Genomic DNA, 17,829 nt, shown 5'->3' with positions numbered 1-17,829 from the left:
ACGTCGCCCCAGTCCCGCCATGAGCACATCAGCATCCGCGGGGCCCTGCCCCCGCATGGCCCGCGGCGACGCGTGCCAGGACCGGCCGCCAGGTCTCCAGAGCGGGAACCCGCAGGCCGACGACCTTTCCGGCGTCGTCGGCGCGGCGCAGCGCGACGGCCGCCGCGGCGTCGGGACCGGCCTCGAAGGCGGCGGCCTCGGCGGGGGTCATGGGGCCGCCCTGACAGCCGAGAGTGCGGGCGCTCTCCGGGGACAGCACGAGGTCCGGGTCGGTGGCGGCGAGGTAGCGCTTGGCCGGAACGTGCAGGGCGACCAGCCGGGCGACCCGGGGCCCGAGCAGCCCCTCGACCGCGGTCGCCGCGTGCGTGCCGTGTCCGGCCTCGTCGCCGGGCACGAGGTGATGGCCGATGTCGTGGACGAGCCCGGCCGCCTGCACCTCCTCGTCGCCGGGGTGGCTCACGGCGAGCAGGGCGGCGACCTGGAGACCGTGGTCGAGGATGTCCACCGGGTCGCCGGAGCGGTCCGGGGTGTCCCAGACGCCGGCGCAGCGGGCGAGCAGGCCCATGAGCGCGTCGACGGAGGAGATCGGGCGGTGCGTCATGGGGCCACGCTGCCTCGGTGGGGTGTACGGCGGGGTATACGAAGGGTGACCGGGGGATGTCGGTCGGCGGCGGCCTGTGGTTTCGCACGAATGGCTTCACCCAGGGCTCGTCCCACGGGAGCGTGACTTGTCTTTTCGTACGACATGTCCCGTACGGGGAGGTGGGCGGTACCTCGGCGGGCACGCGATGCTGGTGAGCGTAGAGCCCTGCGAGGACGCCAGGAGGCGCGGCCGGTGATCGCCGTCAACCCGTTGGACAGCGCCTCGGTGCTGGCCGCCTTCGGCGCGCTCGGGGTCCTGGCGGTGATCTTCGCGGAGTCGGGTCTGCTGGTCTTCGGCTTCTTCCTGCCGGGGGACACGCTGCTGCTCCCCGCCGGTGTGCTGTGCGCGGGCAGCGCCGGGCAGCCGCCGCGGCTCGCGCTGTGGCAGGTGCTGCTGTGCGCGGCGGTCGGCGCGGTGGCCGGGGGCCAGGTCGGCTATCTGATCGGGCGGCACGGCGGCCGGGCGCTGCTCGCCCGCACCTCCAGCCGGCGGGTGAAAGACGCGACCGTCCGCGCCGAGGAGCTGCTGGCCCGGTACGGCTACGGCAAGGCGCTGGTGATCGGCCGGTTCGTGCCGCTGCTGCGCACGGTGCTGCATCCGGTGGCGGGGGCGCTCGGGGTGCCCGCCCGGCCGTTCACCGTGTGGCAGACGGTGGGCGGGGTGCTCTGGTCGCAGGCCCTGGTCCTGGCGGGCTTCACCCTCGGCGCGGCGGTTCCCCGGATCGACGACTACCTGCTGCTGCTGGTCGCGGTGGCCGTCGTCCTGTCCATGCTGCCGCTGCTGCTGGAGGCGCACCGGACGCGTCGCGACCGGCGGGACTCCTGAGGGCGCGGGCCCCGTCTCGGCCGCCTCGAAGCACGCACCCCACCGCCTCCTCGAACCGCACGGCCCGCACCTCCGCCGCCCAGTGCCCGACCGACCCGCACGGCCCGCACCTCCGCCGCCCAGCACCCGACCGGCCCGACCGACCCGCCCCGTCACCAACGCCCCGCCAGCGTGAGCACCACCGGCGGCGCCGCCCTGCGGGGAGCCGCCCCGCGTACTCCTCCTCCCCCGCGACCCGGGCGGCGTTCACGGTCACCGCCCGCAGCGTCTGCACCGCGGTGAGGGCCCGCTCGGGGCCGCGCGACGACACCGAGAGGCCGGTGGGGCGGCGGTGCCGGACGCCGACCGGCCCCGGAGCGGCGGACACGGGGCGAGGGGCCGGTCGGAGCCGAGCGAACTCGCGGCGGTACGTGGGCCGCGTGGGCGTGGTGACACCGGGCGGCGCGACCTCCGCGCCGTGCGTCGGCACGGTCTGCGCCGGCCCCGCCGGCCGTTGCCCTCGGCGGGGCGGGCCCCGCCGCCCCGCGGACCTCGTGTCTCCGCCGTCGCCTGCGCGCCGCTGACGCGCCCCGCCGGAGTGGTACCGCGCTCTGGACGGGCTCCTGAGCATCCGTGAGACTGTCCGGGACGGACGCCCCGGCTCCCAGGACGGTGCCATGGAAGAGGAAGTCCCGCGCGTGCAACTCACCCCGCGCGCCGAAGAACTGGTGCGCCGGCTGCGCGCCGCGCACGGGCCGCTGATGTTCCACCAGTCGGGCGGCTGCTGCGACGGCAGCGCGCCGATGTGCTACCCGGACGGCGAGTTCCGCACCGGCGGCTCGGACGTGCTGCTCGCGGAGCTGGACGTCTCGGGGGTGGCCGAGCCGGTCACCTTCTGGATGTCGCGCGCCCAGTACGAGGCCTGGAGCCACACCCGGCTCGTCGTGGACGTCGTCCCGGGACGCGGCAGCGGTTTCTCCCTGGAGGCACCCGAGGGGGTGCGTTTTCTCACCCGTTCTCGCGTAGTCGGCGCCTAGTCCGCCCGCCGTCCGCCGCCGTCTGGTGCACTGCCCCCTGACACAGGGACAGTTGACGAGACATCAGGGGGCACGGTGACCAGACGTCGCGGGCGTTCGGCAGCGGGCAGAGCGGTTCTCACGGTTGTCACGGCGTTCGGTGTACTGGCCGGCGCGGCCCTCGCGGGGGCGGCCCCGGCCGACGCCCTACCGGCGGGCAGGACCATCGCGCCGGGCGTCACCTACCGGCAGTTCGACGTCCGCGCGGCCGCGGGCACCACGCACGCCCACCTCCTCACGGTCGACCTCGGCAATCCGCACGTGCGCGTCGACCTGCTGCACCCGGGCGCGGTCGCGGCCCGTGCCACGGTCTCCGCGATGGCGAACTCGGCGAGGGCGGTCGCGGGCGTCAACGGGGACTTCTTCGACATCACCGAGAGCCAGCACCCGGGCGTGGACCCCACCGGCGCGAGCGTCGGCCCGGCCGTCGCGAACGGGCAGGTGCTCAAGGCGGCGGTGCCGAACGGGCAGCGGTTCGGTCCCACGCTGCCGCCGGGCGCGACCACCGAGGACGTCCTCGGCGTCGGCACCGACCGCCGCGCCCGCCTGGACCGCCTCTCCCTGACCGGCTCGGTGCGCACTCCGGAGGGCGAGCTGCCGCTGAAGGGCCTCAACCAGTACGCCCTGGCGGAGAACTCGGTCGGCGCGTACACCTCCCGGTGGGGCAGCGCCTCGCGCGAGCGGGCCGTCTGCGGCACCGACACGAACCGGGGAGCGGGCTGCGGCTCCGACACGTACGAGGTGAGGGTGCGCGGCGGCCGGGTGGTCTCCGTCGCAAACACGCCGGGCAGCGGCCGGATCCCGGCGGACACCACGGTCCTGGTGGGCCGCGAGGAGGGCGCCCGGGAACTGCGGAGACTGGCGGTCGGGGACGCCGTGTCCGTCACCCACGCGCTGGTCGCGGCCACCTCCAAGGTCGCCTACGCCTTCGCGCTCGGCGGCTTCCCGGTGCTGCGCGACGGCCGGCCGCCGGCCGGGCTGGACGACACCGCCTCCGCGGTGCGCACGATCGTGGGCTTCGACGACGGCGGACGGCGGCTGCTGATCCTGGCCCTGGACGGTGCCGTCGCCTACCGGTCCGGTCTGACGGTCGCCGAAGAGGCCACCACCATGCGGTCGTTGGGGGCGTCCGACGCGTTCAACCTGGACGGCGGGGGCTCCAGCGAGATGGTCACCCGGGACGCGGGCGCGGCCGCGGTGACGGTCCGCAACCATCCGAGCGGCGGCGCCGAGCGGCCCGTGGCGAACGGGGTCGGTGTCTTCGCCACGGGCTGACCCGCTCGGCTCAGGGCCGCAGGCTGCTCACCAGGGCGGCCGTCGCGTCGAGCCCGTTGTGGATGGTGGGCGCCATGCTCGTACACGCCAGGTAGAAGCCGAGCAGCATGCAGACCAGGCCGTGGGAGACCTTCAGCGAACCATTGCGCATGAAGATCACGGCCAGGATCAGGAGCAGCAGCACCACAGAGATGGAAATCGCCATCGGGAACCTCCTCCGCCACGCCCAAAAGCGGCGTTCGGCCGCAAGTGTGGCGTAGCGGAGGGTTCCGCCGGGCGGCTGACATGTCCTCCGATCGTGTGATGTCTCGGGCGGTACGGGCCTACGGGGCCCGCAGCTCGACCAGTTCGGCCAGGGCCTCGCGATGGGCGCCCGCGGTGCCGTAGGCGAGGGAACCGGCCTTGGCCCGCTTCAGGCACAGGTGCACGGGGTGCTCCCAGGTCATGCCGATCCCGCCGTGCAGTTGGAGCGCCTCCTCGGCGGCGCGGACGGCGACGGGGGCGGCGTAGGCCTGGGCGACGGCCACCGTGACGTCGGCGTCCTCGCCCGTGGCCAGGGCGTCGGCGGCGGCGCGTGCGGCGGCCCGGAGGCTGACCACCTCCAGCCACAGCTGGGCGAGCCGGTGCTTGAGCGCCTGGAACCCGCCGACCGGCCGGTTGAACTGCTTGCGCTCCTTGAGGTAGCGCACGGTCTCGGTCAAGGCCCAGTCGGCGAGGCCCAGTTGTTCGGAGGCGAGCAGTCCGGCGGCGGCGCGCAGGGCCCGTCGCACGGCGGGCTCGGCGTCGCCGAGGCGCCGGCCGGTGACACCGTCGAGGGTGACGGTGGCGAGCGGCCGGGTGAGGTCCAGCGAGGTCTGCGGGGTGCGGGTGACGGCGTCGGCGGCCACGGCGTACAGGCCGCCGTCGTCGGCCGGGACCAGCAGCACATCCGCGGCGGCCGCGTCCGCGATGCCGGTCAACTCGCCGTGCAGGGTGCCGTCTTCGAGTCGTACGGTCCGCACGGCCGCGCCGGGAGCCACGTGCAGTCCGACGGCGAGCACGCCGATGGTGCGCCCGGTCGCGAGCCTGCCGAGCAGTTCCTCGTCGCCGCAGGCGAGCAGCGCCTCGGTGGCCACGACCGCGCTGGTGAGATAGGGCACCGGCGCGACCGCCCGGCCCAACTCCTCCAGGACGACGGCGGCCTCGCGGTGCGAGGCCCCCTGGCCGCCCAGCGCCTCGGGGATCAGGAGCCCGGCGAGGCCCATGCTCACGGCGAGGGACTTCCACAGGTCGAGGTCGTGCGGGGCCGACGACTCGGCGCGCGCGATGACCTCGGCCGCGGCGCAGTGGTCGGTGAGCAGGTCCCGTACGGCCGCCCGCAGCGCCTCTTCCTCCTCCGAGTATAGCAGGTCGGTCATCGGGCCAGGTCCTTCCAGGCGACGTCCTTGTCGGTGCGCGGTTCGGCGGGCAGCCCGAGGACGCGCTCGGCGACGATGTTCAGCAGGACCTCGCTGGTCCCGCCCTCGATGCTGTTGCCCTTGGACCGCAGGTAGCGGTAACCGGCATCGCGGCCGGTGAAGTCCACCAGCTCCGGTCGGCGCATGGTCCAGTCGTCGTACAACAGGCCCTCCTCGCCGCGGAGTTCCACTTCCAGGCCGCTGATCTCCTGGTTGAGGCGGGCGAACGCGAGCTTCATGCCGGCGCCTTCGGGGCCGGGCTGGCCGACGACGAGCTGCTGGCGCAGGCGTTCGCCGGTGAGGCGGACGACCTCGGCCTCCACCCAGAGCTTCAGCAGGCGCTGGTGCAGGTCGTGGGTGCGCAGGTCCGGGCGTTCCCGCCAGGTCTTCGACACCGGGCCGATCATGCCGCCCTCGCGGGGCAGCCGCATGCCGCCGATGGCGACGCGTTCGTTGTTCAGCGTGGTCTGCGCGACCCGCCAGCCGTCGCCGACCTCGCCGAGCCGGCGGTCGTCCGGGATGCGCACGTCGGTGAGGAAGACCTCGTTGAACTCGGCCTCGCCGGTGATCTGCCGCAGCGGCCGGACCTCGACGCCGGGGTCGGTCATGTCGCAGACGAAGTAGGTGATGCCCCGGTGCTTGGGCACGTCCGGGTCGGTGCGGGCGATCAGGATGGCCCAGCGGGCGAGATGGGCGCTGGAGGTCCACACCTTCTGCCCGTTGACCACCCACGCGTCGCCCTCGCGGACGGCCCGGGTGCCGAGCGCGGCGAGGTCGGATCCGGCGCCGGGCTCGCTGAAGAGCTGGCACCAGACCTCCTCGCCCGTCCAGAGGGGGCGCAGACAGCGGCGCTTCTGCTCGTCGGTGCCGTACTTGAGGATCGTCGGCGCGACCATGCCGAGGCCGATGCCGATCCGCCGGGGGTCGTTGTCCGGGGCTCCCGCCGCCTCCAGTTCGGCGTCGACGACGACCTGGAGGGAACGCGGCGCGCCGAGCCCGCCCAGCCCCTGCGGGTAGTGCACCCAGGCGAGACCCGCGTCGAAGCGGGCGCGCAGGAAGTCGAGCCGCTCGGTCCGCTCGGGCGGGTTGGCCGCGAGGAACTCCCTGGTACGGTCGCGCAGTTCGTCGGCGTCGCTCACGCTGCCTCCTCCGTCACCACGGCGATCCGGCCGGTGCTGCGGCCGTCCGCCACCTTCTGCACGGCCTCCGCGGCTCCGCCCAGCGGCACCCGCTCGCTCACCAGCGGTGCGATCGCACCGCGCGCGGCCAGCTCGGTCAGCTGCTCGTGGCACTGCCGGACCAGCTTGGGGTCCTTGGTGTTGTACAGGCCCCAATGGAGGCCCAGGATCGCGTAGTTCTTCACCAGCGCGTGGTTGAGCGCCGGGGTGGGGATGGCGCCACTGGCGAAACCGACGACCACGATCCGGCCCTCGAAGGCGGCCAGCTTGGCGGACTGGGCGTAGGCCTCGCCGCCGACGGGGTCGTAGATCACATCGGCGCCGCGCCCGCCGGTGGCCTCCTTCACGGTGGCGACGACGTCCTCGGCGTGCCGGTCCACGACCACGTCGCAGCCCAGCTCCCGGGCGACGGCGGCCTTCTCGGCTCCGCCGACCACACCGATCACGGTGGCGCCGGCCGCCTTGCCGAGCTGCACGGCCGCGCTGCCCACCCCTCCGGCCGCGGCATGCACCAGCAGGGTCTCCCCCGCTTCGAGGCGGGCCCGGCGGTGCAGTCCGAACCAGCCGGTCTGGTAGCCGATGTGCAGCGCGGCGGCCTCCGCGTCGTCCAGCGCCTCGGGCGCGGGCAGCAGCGCCGCGGCGTCGGCGACGGCGTACTCGGCGAAACCGCCGTACGGCAGCGCGGGGGTGGCGATCACCCGGCGGCCGTCCTCGGTCTCGCCGCAGACCTCCACGCCCGGCGTGAACGGCAGCGGCGGGCGCACCTGGTACTGGCCCCGGCACAGCAGCGCGTCCGGGAAGTTGACGTTGGCCGCCCGCACCCGAAGCAGCACCTGGCCGTCGCCCGGGACGGGCCGCTCTGTCTCGGCGAGCCGCATCACCTCGCTCGGCTCACCGTTCTCGTGCACCTGCCATGCCTGCATACGGGGCCTCCACGCGACCGCATCGTCCGACCGGATCGTTCGCATACTAAGCGGTCGCTTGCCCGAGAGGGAACACCTCACGGGAGGCTCACTTGCGCACCGCCGGGCGCGCCCGCACATGCATCCGCTCCCCCTGCGGCCCGAACAGGCTCAGGAACTCCACCGGCCCCTCCCCCGCCGAACCGAACCAGTGCGGCACCCGGGTGTCGAACTCGGCCGCCTCCCCGGCCGCCAGCACCACGTCGTGCTCGCCGAGCACCAGCCGCAGCCGCCCGGACAGCACGTACAGCCACTCGTACCCCTCGTGGCTGCGTGGCTCCGGCTCCTGGGCGCGCCTCGGTTCGAGCACCTTGTAGGCCTGGAGGCCGCCGGGCTGCCGGGTCAGCGGCCAGAAGGTGCGGCCGTGCCGCCGCACGGGCTCGGCCCGCACCCGGGGGTCGCCGACCGGCGGCGCGCCGACCAGTTCGTCCAGGGGGACCTGGTGGGCCTGGGCGATCGGCAGCAGCAGCTCCAGACTGGGCCTGCGCAGCCCGGACTCCAGCCGCGACAGGGTGCTCACCGAGATGCCGGTGGCCTGGGACAGCGCCGCCAGGGTCACCTCGCGTTCCCTGCGGATCCGCCGCAGCCGGGGACCCACCTCCGCCAGGACGTCTTCGGTACTCATGCGGGCATTGCAGTTTCGGCAAAGGCGTTTGTCAACCCCGCGACCCCCGGACGCCGTGCGCGGACCCGTCGGCACGGATCGGGTGTGGACCACCCGTCCGCGGTGCACTCTGAGGGCATGCTGCTGGCCCGGCTCGCCCAGGTGTCCCGGGAGGTGGCCGCGACGGCGGCCCGGTCCCGCAAGATCGCGCTGCTCGCGGAGCTGTTCCGGGAGGCGGACGCGGACGACGTGCCGATCGTCATCCCGTACCTCGCCGGACGGCTGCCCCAGGGCCGGCTGGGCGTCGGCTGGAAGGTGCTGGGCCGGCGGGTCCCGCCCGCCGCCGAGCCCACCCTCACCGTCCACGCGGTCGACGCGGCCCTCACCGCCCTGGGCGCGGTCTCCGGGGCCGGCTCCCGGGCCGAGCGCGGCCGGCTCGTGGGCGCGCTGATGGGCGCGGCCACCGAGGACGAGCAGCGCTTCCTGCTCGGCCTGCTGACCGGCGAGGTCCGCCAGGGCGCCCTGGACGCGGTCGCGGTGGAGGGCCTCGCGCGGGCGACCGGCGCGCCCGCGGAGGACGTACGGCGGGCGGTGATGCTGTCGGGCTCGCTCCAGACGGTCGCCGGGGCCCTGCTGGGCGAGGGACCCGCCGCGCTCGACCGGTTCCGGCTCACGGTCGGCCGCCCGGTGCTGCCGATGCTGGCGCACAGCGCCTCCTCCGTCGCCGAGGCGGTCGGGAAGCTGGGCGCCTGCGCGGTGGAGGAGAAACTGGACGGCATCCGGGTGCAGGTGCACCGGGACGGCGACACGGTCCGCGTGCACACCCGCACCCTGGACGACATCACCTCCCGGCTGCCCGAAGTGACGTCTGCCGCACTGGAGTTGAGGGGGGAACGGTTCATCCTGGACGGCGAGGTGATCTCCTTCGACGCGGCCGGGCGGCCCCGCTCCTTCCAGGAGACTTCGGGCCGGGTCGGCTCCCGCACGGACGTGGCGCGGGTGGCCGAACAGGTCCCGGTCTCCCCCGTCTTCTTCGACGTCCTCGCCGCCGACGGCCACGATCTGCTCGACCTGCCCTTCGCCGAGCGGCACGCGGAGCTGGCCCGGCTGGTGCCCGAGCCGATGCGGGTACGGCGGGCGCTGGCCGAGGGCGCCGCGGACATCCCGGCGGCGGAACGCTTCCTCGCCGACACCCTGGCCCGCGGCCACGAGGGCGTGGTGGTGAAGTCGCTGGCCGCCCCCTACAGCGCGGGCCGGCGCGGCGCCGCCTGGCTCAAGGTCAAGCCGGTGCACACCCTCGACCTGGTGGTGCTGGCCGCCGAGTGGGGCCACGGCAGGCGCACCGGCCGCCTGTCCAACCTCCATCTCGGCGCCCGTACGGCGGACGGCGGCTTCGCGATGCTCGGCAAGACCTTCAAGGGCATGACGGACGCGATGCTCGCCTGGCAGACCGAGCGCCTCCGGCGGCTGGCGGTCGAGGACGACGGCCGGGTGGTGCGGGTGCGCCCCGAACTCGTCGTGGAGGTCGCCTACGACGGCCTCCAGCGCTCCTCCCGCTACCCGGCCGGCGTCACCCTGCGCTTCGCCCGCGTGGTCCGCTACCGCGAGGACAAGACCCCCGGGGAGGCCGATACGGTGGAGACCCTGCTCGCGGCCCACCCGGAGGTCACACCGTGACGGTGCGTACGACGAAGCGCAGCGCGGGACTGCTGGTGTACCGGCACTCCGGCGAGGGCCTGGAAGTCCTGCTCGGCCATATGGGCGGCCCGCTGTGGGCGAAGAAGGAGGCCGGCGCCTGGACGGTCCCCAAGGGCGAGTACGAGGGCGACGAACCCGCGTGGGAGGCGGCCCGGCGGGAGTTCGAGGAGGAGCTGGGCCTCACGCCGCCCGACGGGGAGGCCGTACCGCTCGGCGAGGTCGTCCAGCGCAACGGCAAGGTCGTCACGGCCTGGGCGCTGCGCGGGGACCCGGACCTGACCGCCTTCAGTCCCGGCACCTTCACCATGGAGTGGCCCCCGCGCTCGGGGCGGCGGGCGGAGTTCCCGGAGCTGGACCGGGTGGCCTGGCTCGGCCTGGACCGGGCCCGCGAGGTGATCATCACGGCGCAGGCCGCGTTTCTCGACCGGCTGGCGGAGCACTCGGGCTGAACAGGCGACCTGGCGTTGCGCCCCGGCGGGCCACGCGCGAAGGTCGAATCACAACCCGCTTCCAGGGGAGGCCAGCCATGCCCATCGCGACGGTGAACCCGGCGAACGGCGAGACGCTCAAGACGTACGAGCCCATGGGCGAGGAGGAGCTGGAGCGCCGGCTCCAGCTCGCCGAGGCCACGTTCCGCACGTACCGGACGACCCCGTTCGCCGAGCGCGCCCGCCTGCTGAACAGGGCCGCCGACCTGCTGGACGAGGACCGGCAGGAGATCGGCAGGGTCATGACCACCGAGATGGGCAAGCCGGTCAAGCAGGCCCGCGCGGAGGCCGCCAAGTGCGCCAAGGCCATGCGCTGGTACGCGGAGCACGCCGAGGCCCTGCTCGCCGACGAGGAGCCCGCCGAGGCGGACGTCCGCGACTCCGGGGCGACGCGGGTACGGGTGCGCTACCGGCCGCTCGGCCCGGTGCTCGCGGTGATGCCGTGGAACTTCCCGCTCTGGCAGGTGGTCCGGTTCGCCGCGCCCGCGCTGATGGCGGGCAACGTGGGGCTGCTCAAGCACGCCTCGAACGTCCCGCAGACCGCCCTGTACCTGGAGGACCTGTTCCACCGGGCGGGCTTCACGGAGGGCTGCTTCCAGACGCTGCTGATCGGCTCCGCCGCGGTGGACGACATCCTGCGCGACGAGCGGGTCAGGGCGGCCACCCTCACGGGAAGCGAGCCCGCCGGGCGGGCCGTCGCGTCCACCGCCGGGGAGATGATCAAGAAGACGGTCCTGGAGCTGGGGGGCAGCGACCCGTTCGTGGTCATGCCCTCCGCCGACGTCGACCGCGCCGCCGAGGTGGCGGTGACCGCGCGGGTGCAGAACAACGGGCAGTCCTGCATCGCCGCCAAGCGGTTCATCGTGCACAGCGACGTCTACGACGCCTTCGCCGAGCGGTTCGTCGCCGGCATGAAGGCGCTCAAGCTCGGCGATCCGCTGAAGGAGGACACCGAGGTCGGACCGCTCGCCAGCGAGCAGGGGCGCAGGGACCTGGAGGAGCTGGTCGACGACGCGCGGCGCAGCGGGGCCGAGGTGCTGTGCGGCGGCGCCCGCCCGGACGGCCCCGGCTGGTACTACCCGCCGACCGTGCTCGCCGGGATCACCCGGGAGATGCGCGTCCACCGCGAGGAGGCGTTCGGACCGGTCGCCACGCTGTACCGGGCGGACGATCTGGACGAGGCGCTGCTCATCGCCAACGACACGCCGTTCGGGCTGAGTTCGAATGTCTGGACGCGGGAGGAGAGCGAAGTCGAGCGGTTCGCGCGGGACCTGGAGGCCGGGGCGGTGTACGTCAACGGGATGACCGCGTCCCATCCGGCGTTCCCCTTCGGCGGGGTGAAGCGCTCGGGGTACGGGCGTGAGCTGTCCGGGCACGGAATGCGGGAGTTCTGCAACATCACCACGGTTTGGCAGAGTGCGTGAGGTATGCGCGGCTACCATCTTCTTTTGTGAACCGCGAAGTGACTCTGCCTCTGATCGTCGACGCCCGCGGGACCTTGCAGGTGGCTGCCGCCGATGTGAGCAAGCTGCTGCGGACCGTGGGCGGACGCTGGCTGCGGCTGGTCGAGACCGGGGATCAGGGGCTGGACGAGGACACGGTCGCCGCGCTGACGATCGAACTGGCGAAACTGGCGGACCGCATCGACGTGGCGTGCATCGCGCACAGCAGCGGGGCGCCGTAGGTTTCCGGCCTCTTTCCGGGTGCGGGTGCGCAGCGGTGTCCCGCACCCGCGCGGCGGGGCCGCGCCGCGACACCGCCCCGCGCTCCTGCGGGGCCGGCGTTTCACCCCTCACTGTTCCAGCGGTCGGGCGAGGGTGTCGGCGGCCGTCCCCAGCAGGGCTTTCGCGTTAACGGCCGGCCCGGCTTTTTCCCTCGTCCGGCGTCGGAAGTCCCCCGTCGAGCCTGACGCGGCATCCCCGATTCGGAGTAACCCAGCGCGAGATCGTGGTCCTCCCGGGTGACGGTGGGTGGAGCACCTCCTGAGGTGAACCACCTTCTGACCGGTGGGTGAAGGCCCGCCGGACACGCGGAAAGCAGGGACGGTTCATGGCGACTTTGTGCAGACCCTCGGTGTCGGTCCCGGAGCACGTGATCACGATGGAGGAGACGCTGGAGCTGGCGCGCTCCCGCCACGCGGACCACCCTCAACTGGCGCTGGCGCTGAGGCTGATCGAGAACACCGGCGTGAAGACCCGGCACATCGTGCAGCCCATCGAGGAGACCCTCAAGCACCCCGGCTTCGAGGACCGCAACAAGCTCTACGAGTCCGAGGCCAAGGCCCGGGTCCCCGAGGTGATCCAGCGGGCGCTGGACGACGCCGAACTCCTGACCACCGACATCGACGTGATCATCTACGTCTCGTGCACGGGCTTCATGATGCCCTCGCTCACGGCGTGGCTGATCAACGAGATGGACTTCGACAGCACCACCCGTCAGCTCCCCATCGCCCAGCTCGGCTGCGCGGCCGGCGGCGCGGCGATCAACCGGGCCCACGACTTCTGCACGGCGTACCCGAACGCCAACGCGCTGATCGTGGCCTGCGAGTTCTGCTCGCTGTGCTACCAGCCCACCGACCTCGGCGTCGGCTCGCTGCTGTCCAACGGCCTGTTCGGTGACGGCGTGGCCGCCGCCGTGGTGCGCGGACGCGGCGGCAGGGGCGTCCAGCTGGAGCGCAACGGCTCCTACCTGATCCCGAAGACCGAGGACTGGATCGCCTACGACGTCCGGGCCACCGGGTTCCACTTCCTGCTGGACAAGCGGGTGCCCACCACCATGGAGCCGCTCGCCCCGGCGCTCAAGGACCTGGCGGGCAACCACGGCTGGGACGCCTCCGACCTGGACTTCTACATCATCCACGCCGGCGGCCCCCGTATCCTCGACGACCTCAGCAAGTTCCTGGAGGTCGAGCCGAACGCGTTCCGGTTCAGCCGGTCCACGCTCACCGAGTACGGCAACATCGCGAGCGCCGTCGTCCTGGACGCGCTGCGCCGGCTGTTCGACGAGGGCGGCGCCGAGGAGCGGGCGCGCGGACTGCTCGCCGGCTTCGGGCCCGGCATCACCGCCGAGATGACGGTCGGCCGCTGGGTCGACGGGAACGGGGGCGGGCGATGACGCAGACCGAGGAGACGCCCCTCGCCGAGGCCGTGCCGCCGGTCCGTCACTGGCCGGCGCTCGACCTCACCGGGACGGACTTCGACCCGGTGCTCACCGAGCTGATGCGCGAGGGCCCGGTCACCCGCATCCAGCTGCCCAACGGCGAGGGCTGGGCGTGGCTGGTCACCCGGTACGACGACGTGCGCATGGTGACCAACGACCCCCGCTTCGGCCGCGAGGCGGTCATGGACAAGCCGGTCACCCGGCTCGCCCCGCACTTCATACCGGACCGCGGCGCGGTCGGCTTCCTGGACCCGCCCGACCACACCCGGCTGCGCCGCTCGGTCACCGCGGCCTTCACCGCCAAGGGCGTGGAACGGGTACGGGAGAAGGCGCGCGGGATGCTGGACGAGCTGATCGACCGGCTCCTGGCGGACGGCCCGCCGGCCGACCTGACGGCGACGGTCCTCAGCCCGTTCCCCATCGCGGTGATCTGCGAGCTGATGGGCGTTCCGGCCGCCGACCGGCACGACATGCACGAGTGGACCCAGCTGATCCTGTCCTCCGCGCACGGCAAGGAGGTCAGCGAGCGGGCCAAGCGCGAGATGGGCGCGTACTTCTCCGATCTGATCGGGGCGCGCGGACGCAGCACGGCCGAGGACGTCACCTCGCTGCTGGGCGCCGCGGTGGGCCGGGGCGAGGTCACCCTGGAGGAGGCCGTCGGTCTCGCCGTCCTCCTCCAGATCGGCGGCGAGGCGGTCACCAACAACAGCGGGCAGATGTTCTATCTGCTGCTGACCCGCCCCGACCTGGCCGAACGGCTCTGCTCCGCGCCGGAGATCCGCCCACGGGCCATCGACGAACTCCTGCGGTTCATCCCGCACCGCAACGCGGTCGGCCTCTCGCGGATCGCCCTGGAGGACGTCGAGATCCGGGGCGTGCGGATCCGCGCGGGCGACGCGGTGTACGTGTCGTACCTGGCCGCGAACCGCGACCCGGAGGTCTTCCCGGATCCGGAGGAGATCGACTTCTCCCGCAGCCCCAACCCGCATGTGTCGTTCGGCTTCGGGCCGCACTACTGCCCGGGTGGTCAGCTCGCCCGGCTGGAGTCGGAGTTGCTGGTCGACGCGCTGCTGGACCGGATCCCGGGCCTGAAACTGGCCGTGCCGCCCGAGGAGGTGCCCTTCAAGAAGGGCGCGCTGATCCGCGGTCCCGCGGCCCTGCCCGTGATGTGGTGAGCCGGCGATGACGACCATCGAAGGGCTGACATCGGCATCGGTCGACGGGCTGCTCGTACCGCCGGGCCAGGGCCGGGTGATGGAGACGCCCGCCCAGCGGGTCACGTTCAAGGTCACCGGCACGCACTCGCGGATGGCCTCCACCTTCGAGGTGGAGGTCCCGCCGGGCTTCGACGTCGGTGCCCATGTGCACACCCGCAGCGAGGAGCTGTTCTACGTCCTGGAGGGCGAGCTGGACGTGCTCGCCTTCGAGCCCCGGGTCCGCACCCCCGGCAACTGGAAGAGGTGGGAGTCGAGTTCGGGCAACCGGGTGGTCCGGGCGACCCCGGGCACGGTCATCGTCGTACCACCCGGCTGCCCCCACGCGTTCGCGAACCCCACGGACACGCCCGCCAAGATGTTCTTCCAGGCGAGCCCACCCCCGGACCACGAACGCTACTTCGAGGAACTCCTGGAGATCCTCCGCGACGGCGGCCCACCCGACCAGGACGCGATAGAGGCGCTGCGGCTCAAGTACGACATCGAGCAGCTCACCCCGCTGCGACACCGGTGACCGTGCCGCCCCGAGGGGGACGCGGGGAACCGCGCGGCAGGCCGCGGTCGACTGACCGCCGGGACCGCGCGGTTCCCCTCCGCGCTACCGGATCGGCATCCCCGACAACGTCCGCGCGATGACGAGCCGCTGGATCTCGCTCGTCCCCTCGAAAATGGTGTAGATCGCGGCGTCCCGGTGCATCCGCTCCACCGGATACTCCCGGGTGTACCCGTTCCCGCCGAGGATCTGGATCGCCTGCGCGGTGACCTTCTTCGCGGTCTCGCTGGCGAACAGCTTCGACATCGACCCCTCGGCCGCGGTGAACGGCTTCCCGTTGATCGCCATCCAGGACGCCCGCCACACCAGCAGCCGCGCCGCGTCGATCTGCGTCCGCATGTCCGCGAGCTGGAAGGCGACGCCCTGGTTGTCGATGATGGGCCGCCCGAACTGCTCCCGCGTCCTGGCGTAGTCGAGGGCGACCTCGTAAGCCGCCCGAGCGGTGCCGACGGCCATCGCCCCGACCGCCGGCCGCGAGGCCTCGAACGTGGCCATCGCCGCGTTCTTCACCCGCTCCCCGCCGGACGCCTTGGCCCTCTCGCGTGCCCGCGCCAGCCGCTCGTCCAGCTTCTCCTTGCCGCCGAGCAGGCAGGAGCCGGGGACGCGCACGTTGTCGAGGACGACCTCGGCGGTGTGCGAGGCGCGGATGCCGTGCTTCTTGAACTTCTGCCCCTGTGCGAGCCCCTGCGTGCCCGGCGGGATGATGAAGGAGGCGTGGCCCTTGGAGCCCAGCTCCGCGTCGACGCTGGCGACGACGACGTGGACGTTGGCGATGCCGCCGTTGGTCGCCCAGGTCTTCGTGCCGTTGATCACCCACTCGTCCTTGGCCTCGTCGTACACCGCGCGGGTGCGCATGGAGGCCACGTCGGAGCCGGCGTCGGGCTCGGAGGAGCAGAACGCGGCGACCTTGACGTCGTTGGCGTCGCCGTACATCTGCGGGATCCAGGTGCCGATCTGCTCCTCGGTGCCGTTGGCGAGGACGCCCACGGCGGCCAGGCCGGTGCCCACGATGGACAGGGCGATGCCCGCGTCGCCCCAGAACAGTTCCTCCATGGCCATGGGGATACCGAGGCCGGTGGGGTCGAAGTACTGCTGCGCGTAGAAGTCGAGGGAGTAGATCCCGACCTTCGCGGCCTCCTGGATGACCGGCCAGGGGGTCTCCTCGCGCTCGTCCCACTCGGCGGCCGCGGGCCGGATCACGTCGGCGGCGAAGCCATGGAGCCAGTCCCGGACTTCCTTCTGTTCGTCGTTCAGCTCCATGGTGAACTCGGCCATGTCCCCTCCAGCGGCGGTACGATGTGTTACTTACGGTAACACGAGTCTGTTACCGACGGGTAAGAACAGTCAACCGGCGACGACGCCTCGGTATCCCGTTCGATGTCAGGGGCCTGGTCAGTGTTAGTTTGCGCAGGCGTCACCGAATCAGCGCGGGTGGGGAGAGCACACATGGACACCACACAGCGGACCGATCAGCAGCGGTCCGCCGAACACCGACGGCGCGAGCTGCTGGAGGCCGCCGACCGGGTGGTGCTCCGCGACGGCCCGCAGGCGTCGATGAACGCGATCGCCGCCGAGGCGGGGATCACCAAGCCGATCCTCTACCGGCACTTCGGCGACAAGGGCGGCCTCTACGCCGCGCTCGCCAAGCGGCACACCGACGCCCTCCTCTCCTCCCTGCGGGCCGCGCTGGACGCCCCGGCGGCCCGCCGCGAGCGGGTGGAGTCCACGCTGGACACCTATCTCGCCGCCATCGAGGCACGGCCGCAGGTGTACCGGTTCCTGATGCACCCGGCCGAGAGCACCGGGACCGACCAGGGATTCGACGTCGGCAAGCACAGCGCCCCGCTGCTGCGGCGGATGGGCGAGGACCTCGCCCAGGTCATCGAGGAGCGGGTCGACCTCGGCCCCGGCAGCCAGCAGCTCGCCCGGGTGTGGGGGCACGGGATCGTCGGGATGATGCACGCGGCCGGCGACTGGTGGCTCGGCGAACGCCCCTGTTCCCGAGCCGAGTTGGTGCGCTCCCTGGCCGACCTGCTGTGGGGCCGCCTCGCGGCCGCCGGGGACAAGGTGGGCGGCCCGGGGTTCTGAGTCACCGGTTCCAGGAGGCACGCGCGATCCGCCGCTCCAGCCTGCGTCTGCGCCACCCCGTCACGCGGTCCGCGTACACCCGGCCCTCCAGGTGGTCGCACTCGTGCTGGAGACAGCGGGCGAAGAAGCCCGTGCCATGGACGGTGACGGGCTCGCCGGTGACCGTGCGGCCCTCGACCACCGCGTGGTCGTACCGCTCCGTGCCCGCCTCCAGGCCCGGCAGGGACAGGCAGCCCTCCGGGCCGCGCAGCACGATCCCGTCCGTCTCCACCAGACGCGGGTTCACCATATGACCGAGATGCCGGACATCGTCGTCGTCCGGGCAGTCGTAGACGAAGACCCGCAACGGCACCCCGATCTGATTCGCGGCCAGACCCACCCCCTGGGCCGCGTACATCGTGGCGAACAAGTCCTCCACGAGCGCCGCCAGCCCGGGGCCGAAGTCGGTGACGTCCCCGCATCGTTCGCGCAGTCCGGGGTCGCCGAGCAGGGTGAGGGGCCGGACGCGCCCATGGACGCCCGGAATGGAACCGTGTCGCATGGCGGCAAGGGTACGGTTCGTTCAGCTCATGCCCGCCGCCCCGGTTCGGACCGGGATTCGGGTGTGGGAATGGATCTCGATAGGCTGAGGGTTCACACCACGTTGCCGGA

General features: G+C 73.0%; 19 protein-coding genes. 11 read left to right on the top strand and 8 right to left on the bottom strand.

Annotated elements, in window-relative coordinates:
- Window positions 1-28: 28 nt before the first annotated feature.
- Window positions 29-601 (bottom strand): HD domain-containing protein, encoded by a 573-nt coding sequence (locus ACWDD7_RS13410; RefSeq protein ID WP_450457416.1) that lies wholly within the window; start codon window positions 599-601, stop codon window positions 29-31.
- Between the two features lie 234 nt (window positions 602-835).
- On the opposite strand from ACWDD7_RS13410, the gene ACWDD7_RS13405 reads away from it, so the two are divergent.
- The 3 genes from ACWDD7_RS13405 (at window position 836) to ACWDD7_RS13395 (ending at window position 3,798) form a co-directional block, all read left to right on the top strand.
- Window positions 836-1,468, top strand: coding sequence for a DedA family protein (locus ACWDD7_RS13405; protein ID WP_450457415.1), 633 nt, complete (start codon window positions 836-838; stop codon window positions 1,466-1,468).
- Between the two features lie 656 nt (window positions 1,469-2,124).
- The gene (locus tag ACWDD7_RS13400) at window positions 2,125-2,484 is read left to right on the top strand and encodes a DUF779 domain-containing protein (protein ID WP_351867435.1); all 360 of its coding nucleotides are present in this window, start codon (window positions 2,125-2,127) and stop codon (window positions 2,482-2,484) included.
- A gap of 75 nt (window positions 2,485-2,559) precedes the next feature.
- Entirely contained in the window at window positions 2,560-3,798 is a 1,239-nt protein-coding gene (locus ACWDD7_RS13395) for a phosphodiester glycosidase family protein (protein WP_450457414.1), read from the top strand.
- A gap of 10 nt (window positions 3,799-3,808) precedes the next feature.
- On the opposite strand, the gene ACWDD7_RS13390 is transcribed toward ACWDD7_RS13395, so the two are convergent.
- The 5 genes from ACWDD7_RS13390 to ACWDD7_RS13370 form a co-directional block, all read right to left on the bottom strand.
- The gene (locus tag ACWDD7_RS13390) at window positions 3,809-4,003 is read right to left on the bottom strand and encodes a hypothetical protein (protein WP_285558550.1); all 195 of its coding nucleotides are present in this window, start codon (window positions 4,001-4,003) and stop codon (window positions 3,809-3,811) included.
- Window positions 4,004-4,121: 118 nt separating this feature from the next.
- A complete protein-coding gene (locus ACWDD7_RS13385; protein ID WP_351867441.1) occupies window positions 4,122-5,195 on the bottom strand; it encodes an acyl-CoA dehydrogenase family protein in 1,074 nt (357 codons plus the stop codon).
- Window positions 5,192-6,373: an acyl-CoA dehydrogenase family protein gene (locus ACWDD7_RS13380; protein ID WP_450457413.1), complete on the bottom strand. Its 1,182-nt coding sequence runs from the start codon at window positions 6,371-6,373 to the stop codon at window positions 5,192-5,194. The genes ACWDD7_RS13385 and ACWDD7_RS13380 overlap by 4 nt, the downstream gene beginning before the upstream one ends.
- Window positions 6,370-7,335, bottom strand: coding sequence for an NADPH:quinone oxidoreductase family protein (locus tag ACWDD7_RS13375; RefSeq protein WP_450457412.1), 966 nt, complete (start codon window positions 7,333-7,335; stop codon window positions 6,370-6,372). Before ACWDD7_RS13375 ends, ACWDD7_RS13380 begins: the two co-directional genes overlap by 4 nt.
- 88 nt (window positions 7,336-7,423) lie before the next feature.
- Window positions 7,424-7,999, bottom strand: coding sequence for a helix-turn-helix domain-containing protein (locus tag ACWDD7_RS13370; RefSeq protein ID WP_392214281.1), 576 nt, complete (start codon window positions 7,997-7,999; stop codon window positions 7,424-7,426).
- Between the two features lie 117 nt (window positions 8,000-8,116).
- Here ACWDD7_RS13370 and ACWDD7_RS13365 point away from each other — a divergent pair, with 117 nt between their 5' ends.
- The 7 genes from ACWDD7_RS13365 to ACWDD7_RS13335 all read left to right on the top strand — a co-directional run bounded on the left by ACWDD7_RS13365 (window position 8,117) and on the right by ACWDD7_RS13335 (window position 15,051).
- Window positions 8,117-9,655: an ATP-dependent DNA ligase gene (locus ACWDD7_RS13365; protein WP_450457544.1), complete on the top strand. Its 1,539-nt coding sequence runs from the start codon at window positions 8,117-8,119 to the stop codon at window positions 9,653-9,655.
- Window positions 9,652-10,125, top strand: a complete 474-nt coding sequence (locus tag ACWDD7_RS13360) for an NUDIX domain-containing protein (protein ID WP_351867452.1) — start codon at window positions 9,652-9,654, stop codon at window positions 10,123-10,125. Before ACWDD7_RS13365 ends, ACWDD7_RS13360 begins: the two co-directional genes overlap by 4 nt.
- Window positions 10,126-10,202: 77 nt before the next feature.
- On the top strand, window positions 10,203-11,588 hold the full coding sequence (locus ACWDD7_RS13355; protein WP_351867455.1) for an NADP-dependent succinic semialdehyde dehydrogenase: 1,386 nt from the start codon (window positions 10,203-10,205) through the stop codon (window positions 11,586-11,588).
- 26 nt (window positions 11,589-11,614) lie between these two features.
- A complete protein-coding gene (locus tag ACWDD7_RS13350) occupies window positions 11,615-11,848 on the top strand; it encodes a DUF6213 family protein (RefSeq protein WP_351867457.1) in 234 nt (77 codons plus the stop codon).
- A 365-nt stretch (window positions 11,849-12,213) separates the two neighbouring features.
- On the top strand, window positions 12,214-13,278 hold the full coding sequence (locus ACWDD7_RS13345) for a type III polyketide synthase (RefSeq protein WP_351867460.1): 1,065 nt from the start codon (window positions 12,214-12,216) through the stop codon (window positions 13,276-13,278).
- Window positions 13,275-14,498 (top strand): cytochrome P450, encoded by a 1,224-nt coding sequence (locus ACWDD7_RS13340; RefSeq protein WP_450457411.1) that lies wholly within the window; start codon window positions 13,275-13,277, stop codon window positions 14,496-14,498. The genes ACWDD7_RS13345 and ACWDD7_RS13340 overlap by 4 nt, the downstream gene beginning before the upstream one ends.
- Before the next feature lie 7 nt (window positions 14,499-14,505).
- The gene (locus ACWDD7_RS13335) at window positions 14,506-15,051 is read left to right on the top strand and encodes a cupin domain-containing protein (protein WP_450457410.1); all 546 of its coding nucleotides are present in this window, start codon (window positions 14,506-14,508) and stop codon (window positions 15,049-15,051) included.
- An 84-nt stretch (window positions 15,052-15,135) separates the two neighbouring features.
- Here ACWDD7_RS13335 and ACWDD7_RS13330 read toward each other — a convergent pair whose 3' ends face one another.
- Window positions 15,136-16,365: an acyl-CoA dehydrogenase family protein gene (locus ACWDD7_RS13330; RefSeq protein WP_351867469.1), complete on the bottom strand. Its 1,230-nt coding sequence runs from the start codon at window positions 16,363-16,365 to the stop codon at window positions 15,136-15,138.
- Window positions 16,366-16,536: 171 nt separating this feature from the next.
- Here ACWDD7_RS13330 and ACWDD7_RS13325 point away from each other — a divergent pair, with 171 nt between their 5' ends.
- Entirely contained in the window at window positions 16,537-17,178 is a 642-nt protein-coding gene (locus ACWDD7_RS13325; protein WP_351867471.1) for a TetR family transcriptional regulator, read from the top strand.
- 1 nt (window position 17,179) lies between these two features.
- Here ACWDD7_RS13325 and def read toward each other — a convergent pair whose 3' ends face one another.
- A complete protein-coding gene (def, locus tag ACWDD7_RS13320) occupies window positions 17,180-17,719 on the bottom strand; it encodes a peptide deformylase (RefSeq protein ID WP_450457409.1) in 540 nt (179 codons plus the stop codon).
- Window positions 17,720-17,829 lie beyond the last annotated feature (110 nt).

The organism is Streptomyces sp. NPDC001056 (genome assembly GCF_053598955.1).
The sequence above is the reverse complement of the archived record's forward strand: the minus strand, read 5'-3'. Positions and strand labels throughout refer to the sequence as shown.